This window comes from Streptomyces doebereineriae (genome assembly GCF_031845645.1).
Lineage (GTDB): Bacteria > Actinomycetota > Actinomycetes > Streptomycetales > Streptomycetaceae > Streptomyces > Streptomyces canus.
This window is the reverse complement of record NZ_JAVREZ010000304.1, coordinates 1-452: the sequence shown is the minus strand read 5'-3', so window position 1 is coordinate 452 and position 452 is coordinate 1. Positions and strand designations below refer to the sequence as shown.

Genomic DNA, 452 nt, shown 5'->3' with positions numbered 1-452 from the left:
ACCCAGCGCAGGCATCGCGACGACACCGCACTGCACGTCACCGGTCCGCTCGCCGACCAGTGGCTCTCCATCGCGCAGGCCTTCGCCGGACCTCCTGGCGGCGGGCGCACCGCAGGACAATTCGACGGAGGTGTGCCGTGAGGGACCCGGATTTGCCCGATGACCGGGCATATCCGCAAATGGGTCACACACGCAGAACGCCGGCCACATACCGTCGGGCATCTACAATCTCAACTTCGGATTGTGAGCAGGTGTTAACGTTTGTAGCGAGTCCCCGGAGGCTGGAGTGCTGCGCAGGCCCGTGTCGAACGTAAGAAGGTAGCGGTGAACAAGGCGGTCATTGCCGGTCGAACCCGGGTCGGCGGCGAGCGTCGGGAGCGAATTCTCGCCTCTGCCACCGAGTTGATTGCCGAGCGGGGCTACCACGCTGTTTCCATGGCCGACATCGGCGT

The 452-nt window shown here is 64.6% G+C and carries 1 protein-coding gene; it reads left to right on the top strand.

From position 1 onward, the window contains the following. Positions 1-324: 324 nt before the first annotated feature. On the top strand, positions 325-452 hold a 128-nt coding region (locus RNB18_RS54030), incomplete at its 3' end, for a TetR family transcriptional regulator (protein WP_394817814.1).